General features: G+C 32.1%; 10 protein-coding genes and 2 pseudogenes. 5 read left to right on the top strand and 7 right to left on the bottom strand.

What is annotated here, in order from left to right:
• Nucleotides 1–13: 13 nt before the first annotated feature.
• The 4 genes and pseudogenes from AC38BG_RS03955 to AC38BG_RS03940 all read right to left on the bottom strand — a co-directional run bounded on the left by AC38BG_RS03955 (nucleotide 14) and on the right by AC38BG_RS03940 (nucleotide 4629).
• On the bottom strand, nucleotides 14–658 hold the full coding sequence (locus AC38BG_RS03955) for a restriction endonuclease subunit S (protein WP_489936573.1): 645 nt from the start codon (nucleotides 656–658) through the stop codon (nucleotides 14–16).
• Nucleotides 658–2859 (bottom strand): type I restriction-modification system subunit M, encoded by a 2202-nt coding sequence (locus AC38BG_RS03950; protein ID WP_489936572.1) that lies wholly within the window; start codon nucleotides 2857–2859, stop codon nucleotides 658–660. Before AC38BG_RS03950 ends, AC38BG_RS03955 begins: the two co-directional genes overlap by 1 nt.
• Nucleotides 2856–3401, bottom strand: coding sequence for a type I restriction-modification system subunit M N-terminal domain-containing protein (locus AC38BG_RS03945; RefSeq protein ID WP_489936571.1), 546 nt, complete (start codon nucleotides 3399–3401; stop codon nucleotides 2856–2858). The genes AC38BG_RS03950 and AC38BG_RS03945 overlap by 4 nt, the downstream gene beginning before the upstream one ends.
• Before the next feature lie 356 nt (nucleotides 3402–3757).
• A pseudogene (locus tag AC38BG_RS03940) lies at nucleotides 3758–4629 on the bottom strand (restriction endonuclease).
• A 34-nt stretch (nucleotides 4630–4663) separates the two neighbouring features.
• Here AC38BG_RS03940 and AC38BG_RS03935 point away from each other — a divergent pair.
• From AC38BG_RS03935 to dcm, 5 genes and pseudogenes are all read left to right on the top strand, one after another.
• A pseudogene (locus AC38BG_RS03935) lies at nucleotides 4664–4741 on the top strand (type I toxin-antitoxin system Fst family toxin); the annotation flags it as partial.
• Nucleotides 4742–4834: 93 nt separating this feature from the next.
• Entirely contained in the window at nucleotides 4835–5071 is a 237-nt protein-coding gene (locus AC38BG_RS03930; protein WP_489937837.1) for a DUF3021 family protein, read from the top strand.
• 216 nt (nucleotides 5072–5287) lie between these two features.
• Complete coding sequence (locus AC38BG_RS03925; protein WP_489936570.1) at nucleotides 5288–6607, top strand: Y-family DNA polymerase; 1320 nt, start codon at nucleotides 5288–5290, stop codon at nucleotides 6605–6607.
• On the top strand, nucleotides 6600–6959 hold the full coding sequence (locus tag AC38BG_RS03920) for a hypothetical protein (protein ID WP_489936569.1): 360 nt from the start codon (nucleotides 6600–6602) through the stop codon (nucleotides 6957–6959). Before AC38BG_RS03925 ends, AC38BG_RS03920 begins: the two co-directional genes overlap by 8 nt.
• A gap of 460 nt (nucleotides 6960–7419) precedes the next feature.
• Nucleotides 7420–10302 carry a DNA (cytosine-5-)-methyltransferase gene (dcm, locus tag AC38BG_RS03915; RefSeq protein WP_489936568.1) on the top strand — a complete coding sequence of 961 codons (2883 nt, stop codon included), beginning with the start codon at nucleotides 7420–7422 and terminating at the stop codon, nucleotides 10300–10302.
• Between the two features lie 61 nt (nucleotides 10303–10363).
• Here dcm and AC38BG_RS03910 read toward each other — a convergent pair whose 3' ends face one another.
• From AC38BG_RS03910 to rlmD, 3 genes are all read right to left on the bottom strand, one after another.
• The gene (locus AC38BG_RS03910) at nucleotides 10364–11749 is read right to left on the bottom strand and encodes a hypothetical protein (protein ID WP_489936567.1); all 1386 of its coding nucleotides are present in this window, start codon (nucleotides 11747–11749) and stop codon (nucleotides 10364–10366) included.
• Nucleotides 11750–11883: 134 nt separating this feature from the next.
• Nucleotides 11884–12540 (bottom strand): winged helix-turn-helix domain-containing protein, encoded by a 657-nt coding sequence (locus tag AC38BG_RS03905; protein ID WP_489936566.1) that lies wholly within the window; start codon nucleotides 12538–12540, stop codon nucleotides 11884–11886.
• Between the two features lie 371 nt (nucleotides 12541–12911).
• A complete protein-coding gene (gene rlmD, locus AC38BG_RS03900; RefSeq protein ID WP_489936565.1) occupies nucleotides 12912–14264 on the bottom strand; it encodes a 23S rRNA (uracil(1939)-C(5))-methyltransferase RlmD in 1353 nt (450 codons plus the stop codon).
• Nucleotides 14265–14444: the final 180 nt, after the last annotated feature.

Here is a 14444-nt window from a genome sequence, read left to right as displayed (position 1 = left end):
TTATTAATTTTGATTAGACAAACATTTCATTTAAATATGCTTGTTTGAGATTTTTGAGTTTGTCGAGTTTGCGTTGTTGGAGGGTTATGAGATGGTCTAGATTTTGAAAGAATTTGCCTATTTTTTTAATTTCAGCCTTTAAAGGAATATATACTATTTGGCTATCTAAATCATTTTTTTTAAGATTTCCTATTGCTCCATTTCCACCTACAACGTAATTATTTATAAATTTTGAATACCAGGGTGAACCCATTAACGCATTTAAAAACTCTGAATTATCTGAAAAAGCCAACAGCATAAATCCTCCATGAACAGCGGATTTCTCAGGAATATCATGAATTATCGCATGTTTTCCAACTAATTTGCTTGAGCCGTTAGCGGCTGTGATAAGAATATCACCATTACGAACGTAAGAGATATTAACAGAATCTTTATTAACAAAAACATCATCACTATGAATTTCAAAAGTATTTCCATTAATATTTGAAGAACGAAGGACACGACTATTATTGTTATCACCGTTCATAACATCCTGAGGTTTATAAGTAAGTCCTCTTCGTGTTGTTGCTACCTCAGCAAACTTCCTCTCTTCCCAAGCTGGAGCATCCCTAAACTCTCTAAACCTTCTTTTCGGCACTAATTTTTCTTCACTACTCATTATTTCACCACCAATTCACTCAACATCTGATTAAATTCATCTTCAGCACTACTAATTTCTTGATCTAAATCATTTATTGTTTCTGAATACATTGAATTCAATTTTTCTAAAGTACTAATTTCTTCATTAATAGGTGCCTTAACTAAAGCAATAAACTTATTCAAAAGGCTACCAAACCATTTTTTATAAACTAATTGATCAATTTCTTTATCAGTTAATTTTTCAATTCGATCATATACTGCATCATTTAATTGCTTTTCTTGATTTTTTATATTCTTTTCAAATTGCTTTTGATTATCAACAATATCTATGACTTTAACTAACTTACTTTCAAAACTATCATCTGGAAACTTAAAATTATCCTGCAGTTCTTTAATACGCTTTTTTACACTACTTTTACCAACAGTACGATCTTTATTTTGGTCAATTTTATTCCAATTAACTGGCTGATGTTGAGCCATATAATCAAGCTTATCAGCTTTATTAGGCTTAGTTTCTAAAAAGTTTAAGTAATCATTTAATGCTTCAACTTCTGGAATGGTAATATTGTTTAATGCTTCATTTAATTCAGTTTTTACTTCTTTGATATTAAATTCTGTATTATCATCATTTAATACTTCAAATTCACCATCATCTTCTGATAAAGAGTCACTAATTTCATCTAATTGAGCTTGAAAGTCACTAACTTTACTTTTCTCTTCTTCAATTTGATCTAATTCATCTTTAAATAATTCTTGTTTGATCAATTCAACAGGAACTATTGCACCAACCCATCCATCTTGTTCTTCATGTTTTTTAGCACCTTGCCCCTTTGTGACCATATTAGGTTGGCGAGTCCTTCCAGCTTTATAAAAACCTTCATTACTAATTAATTCTAGATCATTTTTTAGATATTTATTCCATAATTCAGCAATAATTTGATATCCAGCATATTTATCAACATAATCATATTTTGCTAATAAATTCTTGATATCTGTTAACATCTCGTCTTTAAGTTCATTCAATTCAGTATTTTGATCAACTTCTTTTAATTGAACATAATATTTGTCAAAGTATGCCTTAATATCTTGTGATAGATCATCAATTTTATTTTTGATCTTATCATCGGCCAAAATATTTTTCTTCATTGTATTAACATCTTGTGTTAATTCTACATATCCAGGTCGAATTTCTTTAAAAGCAGCCTTAATTACTTCAGGAGCGACATTTTGAATTACCTTTAATTCATCAAGGCTCTTTTTAGGAATTCCTCCTTGTAAATATCCATCAACATCTTGAACAAGTTCAGAATATTTAGCTTCAACATAACGTGGAATATTTAAGTTATAATCATTTGCTTTAATCTCTTTTAAAGACGCTAAATGACTATAGTGCTTAACCTCTGTCTTATTAATATAGGTATCCACAATCTTAGCAATATCACGTTCGCGTAAGACATTGTTTTTACCTATCTTTGCATAGTCATTAGATGCGTCAATAACTAAGACTGGTGCATTCAAATCACGATTTTTCTTTAAGATTATAACTACGACAGGTATACCAGTATTAGTAAACATATTACTTGGCAAGCCAATAATTGCATCAATATAATTTTTATCAATTAACTTTTGACGAATAATACCTTCTGTGTCCCCTCTAAATAAGACCCCATGAGGTAATACAATTGCCATAGTGCCTTGTTGGCCTAAGTGATATAAACCATGCATCAAATATGCAAAATCACCTTTAGAGTCTGGGGGCAAAACACCAAAACTAGAAAATCTAGGATCACTAACTTTTAATGGAGTATCTTCATGCTTGTTCCATTTCTTATCAGAATATGGTGGATTCATCACAACAGCATCAAATTGAACACCTTCACCTGGTTGACTAGGATCTTCAGGCCAATCTTGGGCTAAGGTATTTCCATTTTTTATGGTCATATTTTCTGGTCGAACACCATGCAATAATAAGTTCATCCGAGTCAAATTATAGGTTTCTGTAATATATTCTTGACCATAATATTGAAGTTGGCTTTTTGCTTTTTTATTTAAATGATCTCCTACAGTCAACAACAAAGAACCAGATCCGACCGTTGGATCATAAATTGATTTTACAGTGGTTGTTTTAGCTACAATTTGTGCCATAACTTCACTAACTTGTCTTGGAGTATAGAATTCTCCTGCCTTTTTACCCGCATTAGAAGCAAATTGCCCGATCAAATATTCATTAAGATATCCGCATTTTCAAGTTCAATCATATTCAGATCAGCGAATAACATGATCAAATCCCGAATATTTTTGCTTCGCTTATTTAGATCACTACCTAATCCTGAATCAGTCAAATCAATGATTGAAGTCGAAAATAAGCCTTTAAAGTCATCATAATTATCACTAATGGCAATAGAACGCTCAAAATTATTTAAACTATCCATAACATTTTGTAGTTCAAAATTACCTTCATTTATATCTTTTACCCATTTCTGATATAGATATTGAGGTTTTACATAATAACCTAATTTATCTTGGAGCATTTTAGTAAGCTGATCACCATATTTTTTATAATTTGTTTCATACTCTACAAAAATATTTTGTGGATCTTTTATTCCAGCACTTATTTTAAAAGTCTGAAGTGTTTTATCACTTAGAAATTTATAAAACATTAAGCCAAGCATATAATTTTTATATTGACTTGCATCCATTGAACCTCTAAGATCATTGGCTCCATTCCATAATCTACGCTTTATTTCATCTGATGTTATCATACTTACAATTATCCTATTCCATTATTCTTAAAAATTTCTACACCCTATTATACTAGACTAACTGCAATATTTAGACACTAAAAAAGCCCAACATGATTTTTTCCATATTGAACTATTATCAATTATTTAACCTGAACCATACAATACTAATTAACCATTAACCATCCAATCATAAAAATCAGATGACTTTCTAGCCGGGAATTTGACACTTTTAAATTAATTCATTTTTGTTAAGCTATATCTATCAAGAGTTCAAACCCATTATTTTTGCTCGAAAAAGTGTCAAACTTGAGAGTATACCATAATGAACACTGTTTTGGTGAACTATATTACCTTAATTCAATTAATTACCTATTCTAATCTTCATCTAAATAAAAATTTTTCAAACGATAGGTAGTTACTGGTTCTACATAATAATTATACTTCGCAACCAAATCACAAATCTTCTCACCATTAATTAAAGTAATAATCCTAGTGCCTTGTCTGGCAGTCTTTCTAGCATCCCGAGTGAAATCAGAATTAGTAATAAAAATGCCAAATTCGACATTATACTTATCCATCGCACCACGGAATTTATCAATTTCAAGAGAAGACACTTTGCCTTGCCAGCGCTTTGCCTGCAATGCTACTCGTGTAGTTCGATAATCATCTGCTTGCACATAACCAAATCCAGCTAACCCGCCATCTGCAACATATTGGACGCCAATCTTGTCATCCACATCAACGCCCATTCTCACTAATAGCCCTCGGCAAAACAATTCAAACTTTTTAGGATTCATTTTCATTAATGCATCCAATAACTGACACCGCCAAGACTCTTCATCACTTACATCATCCGCTTCTGCAGTTTCATCTTCTGCTTCACTTTCTTTACTATTTTGATCCAAAATTAATCTAACATCTTTTTGTGCATTAAATGTATTTAAATCAACATTTCTACCTTTTTTTAAGAAAGCTCTAATTGATAATGTCCCAAGTCTTCAATAAATCCAGCTAGTATCAAATACTTTACTGCAAAATTAAGAGTGTATCTAAAGGGATGATATACTGTGCCAGTATTCTTTGATGTTTTTTCTTTGTCAATTTGTTCTTGTGAAAAATAGTTAGAGTTTTCTCTTAATTCTTGCAAGATATCTTTTCTAGTAACTGGTCCACCCAGATTTTGCATTGCTATTAAGATATCTTTCATAGCTTTATTTTCAGTTTCAATTTTATGGTTTGCTACGATAATGTGCTCCTAATTATTTTTCAGTGTTCGCTTTTTATGTATTGCCCCAATCATTGTAGGGATAGTTCTACAACTATTTGGTCAGTGGTTAAATGATCGTAATAATTTTTAGCACAAGTGGCTATATATTATTTTACTTTAACACCAAACGATCAATTAACATTGTAATTTGGTGATATATCAACAATTATATTAGTTTTTAAGCATTGAATATTATACTAATCAAACGATCACCAAACGATCAGCAATCTTTAATATCACACATATTGATCATCTGGAGTTACTTGATAATGGCTCAATTGATGCCATATTGGTGTCGGTTATTTTATGGGGATTAATGGGGTTAGTTTTTGGCCTTGGTGCTTTAATTTTTGACATAAAAACATGGTCACTCCGTACAAAAACAATTGTGAATTTTAGACACGAAAAAAGCTCAACATGAATTTTCCCATATTGAGCTGACTGTGTTTTGAAATTTAAATATGTGTTTTTTTATTAAGACATTAGCAACTCACCTGCAAAACATTCGGCTTGCCATTCTGGATTCTTATATAACAGTTGTTAATAATTTGCAAAAATACTGATACAGATCTCTATTAGTTTTTATTGAAAATACAAACATATGTTTGTATAATATGGCAAGGAGTGATAAGTTGCCATGTATGATTATAAATATGAACCGCACAGAGTTATTTTTATGATAGATATGAAGAGTTTTTACGCAAGTTGCGAGTGTATACGACTTGGCCTTAACCCGATGCTAGCTGAGTTAGTTGTGATGTCTAGACAGCCAGGTGCTTCATTTAACTCAGGTTTAATCATGGCTTCTTCACCTATGGCTAAGAAAAGATATGACATTAAAAATGTCATGCGTGGTAGGGATTTACCTAGCTTAAAAAAAGCGAGCAGTCTTAAGATTGTTAGCCCGCATATGAATTTGTACATTAAACGGAGCATGGAAGTTGTGCAAATTTTTGAGAAATATGCTGCCCCAGAAAATATACACGTTTATTCTATTGATGAGTCAATGATAGATATGACGAAGTCTTGGAAATTATTCGGTGATGATCCATATCTGGTAGCCAGAAAAATTCAGAAAGATATTAAGGATACGCTTGGCCTATATACAACCTGCGGAATTGGCGAGAATCCTCTTTTGGCCAAATTGGCGATGGACATTGAGGCTAAGCATAATCACTCATTGATCGCTCGATGGCATTATATAGATGTTCCTGATAAAATTTGGAAGATTAGCTGTCTGGAAGATGTCTGGGGTATTGGGAAGAGAACTGCAACACATTTAAGGCGATTAGGGATTAATAATATGTATGAGTTAGCGCATACTGATCCTTCAATTCTGAAAAAAGAGTTCGGAGTCATAGGTGAGCAACTTTTTGCAATGAGTTGGGGTGTTGATCGTAGCATTATCTCACATAAGTATGTTCCAAAATCAAAAAGTTATAGTAATTCTCAAGTTCTACCGCGGGATTACTATAAACAAAATGAGATTGAAATTGTAATTAGAGAGATTGGTGAGCAAGTTGCTGCTCGAATACGTGCTCATGGTTTAAGAGCTGGAAAAGTTAGTCTTTCAATTGGCTATTCTTATGCTGCGTTAGATTATGACATCAATAAAAGAGGTTTTTCTATTCAAAAAAAGATTATTTCTACCTCTTCAAATGATGCACTAGTAAGCACATTAATTTCTATTTTTAGACAAGAATGGAATCATGTTCCTGTCAGAAACATCGGCGTAGATTATAGTTGTCTTTCGCCCGATATTAGTCAGCAACTCAATATTTTCAAAGATCCTCAACAAGAAATTAAAGCACGCAATTTAGATTATACGGTTGATAAATTACGAAAAAAATATGGGTTTAGTAGTGTTATTAAGGCTTCTAGTCTTATGAAAGGTGCTACTGCTGTTCAGCGTAGTCAACTAGTTGGCGGCCACAATGGTGGTAATGCTTATGAATAGTGATTTTGACAAGCAGGTAGATTGTTTTTTTAGACATTACCACGATCGTGGAATGGTTAAGTGGGCTGGATTTTATCTAAGCGATCATGTGCTGAAGATGCATAAAAAGAGTGAAGCTAATGCCTATGTAGAGGTCAAAAAAGAAGAAATGTCTATTGAAGATATAAGTAAGGTTTTGATGAAAGCATACAGCGAAAAGCGTATCATATCTGTACAACTTGGATTACTAGATCAGGAAGGAGTAATTCCTAAGAGTTTTTCGGGGCATGTTTTGGGTTTTGATGAAGATAAAGTGATGATTGATGAACATATTATAGAGATTGAAGATATTAATCATGTGGAGATAAGATAAAATAGATGAACGGCAAACTTAAACAGGATGATTAATATTATCTATTGTATTTTTAATTTTAGTCGATTCACAATTTTTGAATCCTATCATTTGTGCTTTACTATCATCTTCATCACAAATGTTCCTAATATTATTATTTATTCTCCTGCACGCTCTAGTACTGTCACACTTTCAATATGCCACGAGATCAGTTGGATATTGACTAACCGCTTTACTAAGCGATTTATACTATTCGCGCTGAATTAGCACAGTTATTAACTCGGGCTATAAATTCTGAATTATAGTGGAAATTTAAGATGAATTAGAGCCAACTATTTCATTAGTTTTTGGAAAAATATTAGTTTAATAATTATTGCCTTTGACAACGATTAAATAAATCCTTAATTGCTATTTTGTCTCATTTATATTGTCTCTTTTTCTAAGATGAGGTATACTTTCTAAAGTAAAAGAGGGGGATCTTATGAATACTTGGAATAAATTAATCACAATTTCTAATGACTATCAAAAATCACTAGTGTCAGAAGTTAAGAGGCAAAACGGGATCTATTATACTCACCCCGACCTGGCATACTTTATTATGAAAAATATGTTTTCAACTACAAAACTTCTCAATGAAAAACATATATGGTCCCTTTCATTTCTAGAGCCTTGTGGCGGTCTGGGTTCATTTGTTTTTGCCTACTTACGGGTAATAAAGGAACAATTTAACTTAACAAAAAATCAAGCACTTAATTTGATTCACAATATTTATTACTGTGAATCGGATAAAGTGGCTGCAAAGAAATACAGGTCATTACTCAAATTATTTGCAAAAGAGTATTTTGATATTAACATTTGTTCAAAGGATACCAATATAGGAGGGGCATTAATTTATGACCTTTCTTCTCAACACCCAGCAGAATATAAACCAATAAGCAACTATTTTTCAAAAAATCAATTTGACATAATTGTTACAAATCCTCCTTACAAAAATTTAAGAGCAGAAAAACGGCAATTTGCTGATGTCCATAATTTTTTAAATGTTAAAGAAAATTATGCACAGATAAAAAATGATGCTAGCTCTAGATTTCCTATGTCCCCGAAAGGAGGTGCTAATCTCTATAAATATTTTTCAGAGGAGATCATTTCACAATACAGCCATCCTGGTAGCAGAATTGCATTATTAATACCATCGACTATTCTCACTGATAAAACTTGTTCACTTTTAAGAAAGTACGTCATTAGCAAGGATTTAACAACCGTTGGTTACATACCAGAATCGTCATACGCTGTTGATGCAAAGCAGTCACTGTCATATTTAACCATGATTAATCAAAAATCTATTTCTAATCATGGCATACATGTGATAATCCATAAAGATCATACTTACAGCCACTCTTATGTTAATAAACAACAACTTATTAATAATTCACATGATAATTCCATAATCATCACAGATGAGCATAACTATGAAATTTTAAATTTGCTTGAACAATCACCTAAGTTAAAAGACTTAGATTTTATTTTAAACCAGCGTGGTGAATTGGATATTTCGCTAAACAAAAATTTTATTACCGAAAATCCTACTTCGTTGAAACTTATTAAGGGAAGAAATATTCATAAATATAAAATGGACAGGGACAATGTTTTATATGTTAAACCAAGTTTTTTAAAATATTCAAAAAAAGCAAGATATACGCAAAATTTTCGAATTGCTTGTCAGCAAATTGTTAATATTGATAAAAAAGATAGACTTATTTTTTCTCTTATCCCCCCTAAACACATTCTAGGCAATTCTTGCAATTTTTTGAGTATTTCTGAGAATCGATTTGGGATAGACCTTTTTTTCCTACTTGGTGTTTTAAATTCCAACATAGTCAATTGGTATTTTAAGCTTTTTAGTAGTAATAGCCATGTTAACAATTACCAAATTGATTTGCTTCCTTTACCTATTGTTTCTTTAAAACAAGTTACAGAATTATCTTCACTTGTAAAAGAAATGGTATCTAATCCTTCAATTGAATTAAATAAAAAAATAAATCAAAAAGTAGTTAATTACTTTAAAAATTCCAAAAATACTATAAAAAACATACCACAAGGACAAAAGCAAAAAATGAATAAAACTGAAAAAGCAAAAAATGTTCAACTATCATTACTCACACCTTTTGAGGATGATATTAGTGAAATTGCACAAAATAAAAAAATGGAGGTCAGATCAGCTATAGATAATCATTTATTATTAAACAACACCACCTATAAACTTAGTGACCTTGATATGCAAATGGTTAAAAGTATACCAGAGGGTGGAAATTGGCAAAACATTCCAGATAAGATAGTACAAAAATCTAAAAGATTGCAAGGTATAGTAAAATCTGGAGGGCGAACTACTTTATATGGTCGATTAAAATATAATAATCCAAGTTACACCATAACAACATATTTTAATAGACCGGGAAACGGTTGCTATATACATCCAGTTAAGGATCGAGTGATCACGACTAGGGAAGCTGCTCGATTACAAAGTTTCCCCGATAGCTACTATTTTTTTGGTAATCAAAGGGACAAACTAAATCAAATTGGAAATGCTGTACCCCCTATTATTGGATTTCAATTAGGAAAACAACTTAAAGAACAGCTTCACGTGTCAAATGCTGTCGAACTTTTTGCCGGAGCAGGCGGAATGTTTTATGGAATGAAAGAAGCTGGTATTAAGCACATTATTGCTAATGACATAGACAAAAGCGCTTGTATTACTCTAAAAATAAACAACCCTGAAACGGATGTACTTTGTGGCGATATTAATGACGAGTTAATACAACATGAAATTATATCTAAAGCTATCAAAGAAAAGGCTGATATTATTGCCGGAGGTCCTCCTTGTCAAGGATTTTCATTAGCCGGCTTTCGAAGAGATGATGACCCAAGAAACAAACTCTTTAAACAGTTTTACAAAATAGTAAAGGGTGTAACTCCTAAAGCTTTCATCTTTGAAAATGTACCGGGATTGTTGAGCTATAAATCGGGAAAAACATATAATGAAATTAAGCAGGTTTTTAAGGACTTAAACTATAATGTCATGGGGAAGCAACTTATGTTTAATGAGTACGCCGTCCCGCAAAAAAGGAAAAGAGTAATAATTATAGGTATTAGAAATGATTTAAATGTAGATCCTGAATCTTTATATCCTACGAAAACAACTCAAAATCATTTTATATCTGTATCCGATGCAATTTCTAATATTGAAGATATTGAACATAACCGTCTAGTAAAAGTTCCCCAAAGTGAAGGCCTATATCAACAATTTATTCAAAATGAAATAAGTATTCAACAGTACATGAATACAATTACTAATCAAAATTATTAGCAATAAAATAGATGCTAGCGAAAAATTATGTAATACCTGATTTTTTCACTAACATCTATTTTTAATTTCTTAACAATCTGTGTTGGATGCTTTTATTAAGTAAAACAAACTGATTAAATACGATCGGATCAGAAACATTAGTATTTATTTTTTTACACAAAGAAGATAATTCTTGCTTTTCCTGTTTATTTAAAATCGATTTGATATGCCTATTGTTTTTATTATGGTAATCTTCTACTGATTGGAAAGAAACTCTTATATACCTTTCATACTCTTTAGTTAACTGCTTACTTACTTTTTTAGGAGTCTTATCATAAGAACCATTAATTGAATTAAAGTGATAATTATACCTAAAATATGATTCCTTTGGCTTGAGCAAGACCCTAGTTAAAAAGTCGTTTCCTTTCCCATCATCTGTATTACTACTAATTATCCATAAGCATTCCATATATGCATTCATATTTTGTTTTAATATTGTCCTATACTTTTTAAGATCATCATCATTACAAACGGATGTTTCCATTTTTGCCCAAATATCCGAAGCAAACCAAGAGATAGGTTTTATTCTATACTTCTTTTCTTTCTCCTTTATAAGGTTAAAATCATCCATTTTAAGTCTATCACGCTTCGACGAATTTGCTGATCCAGACATTCGCTGCAAAAAATGAGGATCATGAATAAATCCTAGAGAAATAGGCCCTATGTGGTCTGCAGAAACACCATCAAAATATTTACTCCCCATAAATTTATTAGCAGCGACTATATTCCCATCACTCCAATATTCATAAGCTCGTCTATCTTTAGTATATGATTTAAGGTTGGAATCACTTCTACCTTTGTCTTCTCTTTTTCGACAGCATCTATTATAGGAATGGTACCCATCAAAACGATCTGGCCAGTCAGACATTGCTCCTGGTCCAAACATTTTTAGATTTGAATTTCTACATTTTTTCTCAATAGTATTAATAATTTCATCAATCGATTTATTTCCCATCTCATTTAATGACAATTTAGCGTGTTTAATCAACATATTCTTTATATTTTCATCATTAATCCCAGATTTTCTTAAGTATTTAATAACGTCAAATACAGAATCATATCTATTAAAATCATAATCATACCTTTTTTCTAAATATTTAACAAAATTCTTATTAGGATAAATATAACGTAACGACATTTTCTTCCCACATATCTGGCAAACTTTCTCTTTGGTAGGATGGATAGCAAGGGCTACTTTTGCATTTTTGCTAGAACCAGTGATCCCTAATTCCTTAGCCTTTTTATCTATCCACTCTTGTCGTTCCTTGCCTATCTTAGAATTTGCGGTTGCCACCCATCCGACAGTACCATCCTTTTCCCTTCTGTAAGGCATTCCATCATAATTACTGCAATGTATTATCATTTGCATATATTTCTCAAACTCTGGTGCATACTTCTTAGTAACCATGTCCATCTATCTCCTTTATAAAAACATTACTAACTAACACATTTTGTAAAATTCATTTTAATACGGCAGTTTGCTATTTCTAACATCAGCACTTAACTTGTATCTTTTAATAACTGCCCTAACTTCTTTCAGGCTTACATTGCATACTGGTGATAAAGTAACCATTGTATATACTTAGGAACAAACTCACAGTTGATATAAGGAACTCCATTTATTTTTAATTCTGGAGAAACTGTACCGTCATTTTTTCGTAATGATACAAATCTAAACTCCTCTTCATGAAATAGTCTAGGGTTTTTGAAAACCATATTAAATAACGCAATGTTCTTTGAGCAAAGAATAAGAATTTCTGTCATATCATCAGGATCTTTTCTTAGTCCTCTATATGCATCTAGCCATTCTTGAACTAATGGCTCTATATAACTTTTTTGTTTTTGTTTAGTAAGCATCTTTTCAACTATTGGACGAACATCACGGGCACCATCAAAGGAAGACAGTTCAACATTGCGGCCTTTTTCTGATAACTCAAGTAGTCGTCCATCCTGTATAAGATACCCAGTCATGATCAGATATTTAACGGCATAATTAAGTGTCCACGCAAACGGACTGTATTTATTGCCTGTCTTTTTAGAAACCTTAATTTTATCTACTTCATCTTCGGAAATGACATTTGAATTATCGTGAATATCCTGTCGTATTTCTTTCCTGGTAACTTGCCCACCTAATCGATGCATTGATTTAAGTACTTCGTTCATCGTTAGATTTTCAATATTGATTTGTCGATTTGCCATTCTGCTACCTACCTTAATGATCTTCTTTTATTAATATTATACGTCGAGTACACAACTGTCCTGCAAATTTTCTAATTTTCAAGCAAAATAAGCAAAATACAATATTGCTTTCGCCCACTCACCCCTGAGCACCAAATTAGTCTATTTTCGCACCATCTGTATCTGCCTTCATATCAACTTTTACACACATTCACTACCTCAATCAACACGACCCGCTAAACTGGACATTAGCATACTCGACTATCGAAATAGGACATTGAACACTCGACCCGCCGACCTTAAATAGAAAAAGTGTACTAATTCCAATCACTTAGAAAGGAAAAAATACACTTTCAATCATCTGTAAATACCGTTATGACGCGGTTTATCGGCTATTTTTCTGTACGTTCGAGAACAGTAATAGATTCAATATGTGGAGTCTGTGGGAACATATCAACTGGGGTAATCTTGTTGAAGTTATAGCCTTTTTCTTTAAACTCAACCAAATCACGAACCAAAGTAGCTGGATTACATGAAATATAAACTACTTTTTTCGGATTAGTCTTAACTGTCGCATCAATGAATTCAGAAGTTAACCCTTTTCTTGGAGGATCAACAAAGACTACATCACTTTGCATCCCATCTGCAGCCCATTGTGGCATCATCTCTTCTGCCTTACCAACGAAGTATTCCGCATTATCAATGCCATTTAACTGTGCATTTTCTCTAGCGTCTTGCACTGCATCTTTGACAACTTCAATCCCTCTAACTTGCTTAACATGCTTTGCAACACTTAATCCAATCGTACCAATACCAGAATATGCATCAACTACAACATCATCTTTTTGCAAGTCAGCACTCTTGATTGCTAGGTCATATAGTCTAGGCGTTTGCAAGGTATTGATTTGGAAAAATGATTGTGGAGAAATCTTAAATTCCAGATCACCAACCTTATCAGTGATTTGATCTTTGCCCCATAATAAGTAATCATTTTTACCCAAAATTACATTAGTTTTCTTAGGATTATGGTTCAAAATGATGCTGGTAACTCCATCAATCTGGCTAATTTCACTGATCACATTAGGCAATTGCTTGAAATCTTTATGCAAGCAAACTAATATCACCATAACTTCACCAGTAGCAATACTTCTTCTAACTTCTAGGTAGCGAACTTCACCTTTATTATGTGCTTCATCATATGCAGGTACATAATTTTTACGCAAAATATCACGCACTGCAACTAAGACCTTATCAATCTTAGGATCAGTTGTGAAAAAGTCAGTTAATGGCACTAAATCATGTGAATGTTTTCTGAAAAATCCAATCTCTAATTTACCATTAAGTCTTCTTACTGGCACTTGAGCTTTGTTGCGATATCCTACTTGAAGGGGCGAAGGCATAGTTTTAGCTACTTCAATGTCATCTAAATGAACTTTTTTAAGCAAGTTGATTATTTGCGTTTGCTTGAATTCTAGTTGTTTTTCATAAGTTAGATGAGCTAGACTAGCTAGTCCTGTTTGTACCCATTGATTTAATTTAATAGATACACGATCTGGGCTTTGCTTAATTATCTTTTCAATTTTTGCAAAAGCAAAACTTTTTTTAACCTTTAATAATCTAGCAGATACCACTTCACCAGGAAGTGCATTATTGACAAAGATTGTCATCCCATCTAAATGTGCCACTCCCATTGCTTCATAAGACAAGTCTGTAATTGTTAATTCTACAAGTTGATTTTTTTCCATATAATACCTCTTTAGCATCTAAATATTTATTCCTTCTAGTAAAATTTTTGACTATAAATCTCCGATTCATATCAGGAGTCAATTTTAACTTATCAGATACTTTTTCATGATAAAAATTTTCTCTTTCATAAAAATAGAGTCTAGATTAATACCAGACTCTATTTAACCGTATTTTCACAT

This window comes from Lactobacillus sp. M44 (assembly GCF_058130005.1).
The sequence above is the reverse complement of the archived record's forward strand: the minus strand, read 5'-3'. Positions and strand labels throughout refer to the sequence as shown.